This is a genomic window from Acidithiobacillus ferriphilus, assembly GCF_018854775.1.
In the GTDB taxonomy this organism is placed as follows: domain Bacteria; phylum Pseudomonadota; class Gammaproteobacteria; order Acidithiobacillales; family Acidithiobacillaceae; genus Acidithiobacillus; species Acidithiobacillus ferriphilus.
On sequence record NZ_JAAZTY010000207.1, the window covers coordinates 1 to 1355 of the forward strand.

1 protein-coding gene and 1 pseudogene are annotated in these 1355 nt (G+C 62.5%); both read right to left on the reverse strand.

The window, feature by feature from the left end:
• Nucleotides 1-22 precede the first annotated feature (22 nt).
• Nucleotides 23-1060 carry an efflux RND transporter periplasmic adaptor subunit gene (locus HF921_RS12265; RefSeq protein ID WP_215893907.1) on the reverse strand — a complete coding sequence of 346 codons (1038 nt, stop codon included), beginning with the start codon at nt 1058-1060 and terminating at the stop codon, nt 23-25.
• A 2-nt stretch (nt 1061-1062) separates the two neighbouring features.
• A pseudogene (locus tag HF921_RS12270) lies at nt 1063-1355 on the reverse strand (TolC family protein); the annotation flags it as partial.

A 1355-nucleotide genomic window follows, 5' to 3' on the forward strand; every position in this document is an offset into this window, starting at 1 on the left:
CGCCGTTGCAGCCAGTCACCCATCAGGATCTCCCCGCCACACGCAGGGCCATGCCATCCTGCAGTTCATAATTACCAAGGCTGACCACCGGCTCTCCCGCCTGGAGCCCTTTGCTGACCGCAATCCAGCCTGCTTCGCGCCAGCCGGTTTCAATCCAGCGCTGCCGCGCTTTACCATGAACATCCACAAAACAATAAGCGCGACCGCCCTGCTGTAGAACAGCGCTGTCGGGAATAGCCAAAGTTTTATGGCGCCCCAGGGTGATCTCCGCCCGCACCATGGCCCCAGGCAGCAGACTGGGGGTGGCGGCCATGGGGACGACCACCTGGGTAAGACGTGTTTTGGGATCGACTTGCCAATAAATCTGCCGAATCCTGCCTGATAACGGGGGCTGGGCGCCGTAAACGGGACGGAGCTGCACGGCGTCGCCCACTTTGACGCGGGGCAGATCTTCCGGTTCGACACCCAGCACGATGCGCAGGGTGTTGCCCGTGCTGAGGCGCAGCAAAGGCTGACCGGCGGGAACCAGATCGCCCTGGTGCACGGATACCGTTTCGACGACGCCGTTGATGGGCGCACGCACTGCACCAGCTTGCAGGGTCTTGAGACGCGCCTGTAGATCGTGGAGGGTGGCTTGCGCCCTGGCGAGGGTTTGCTGCGCGACCTGCACCTCGGCATTGGTCGCCAGCTGCCTGGCGCGCAAGGATTCCAAACGCTGCTGGTCGGTGAGGGCGAAGCGCACACCGATCTGCGCCTGCTGCAACTGGAGCTGGTCATTGATAGACGGCGCCACCCGCAGCAACACTTCCCCCTGATGTACTCGCTGGCCATTCGCCACCAGCACCTGACTGACCAGACTCTCCGCTTCCAGCGACAAGGTTCGACCGCCCTCCGGCGCGAATTCCACGGTACCATAAGCCCGCAAATGCTCCGCCAGGGGCATCACCCGCGCTGGAGTTAACTGGACCAGAGCCAACACCTCCGCCATTGCTGGTAGTGCCAGCATACTGAGCCCTAGTCCCAAGCCACCCCATAGCCATCCTGGTATCCGTCGCGTCACCGCTATCCTCCCCATTGTTGCCAAGGCAGGCCCACCGCCATTGCCAGAGCTGCCTGTTGTTCCGCATAAGCCTCCTTCAGGACCAGCAATTGCAGACTCTTGGCGAGGGCCTGACTGCGTACCGCCTCATAATCGATCAAAGTCACATTATGCTCCGCCGCCGCACCCCGCAGTCGTTGCTCGGCGCTTTGCAGTTGCGGTACCTGCCGCTCCAGCGGGGTAATTTCCTGATGCAACCGGTGCAAATCGGCCACCAGCGCGGTGATATCGGCACGGGTCTGAAAGAGGCGGGCGG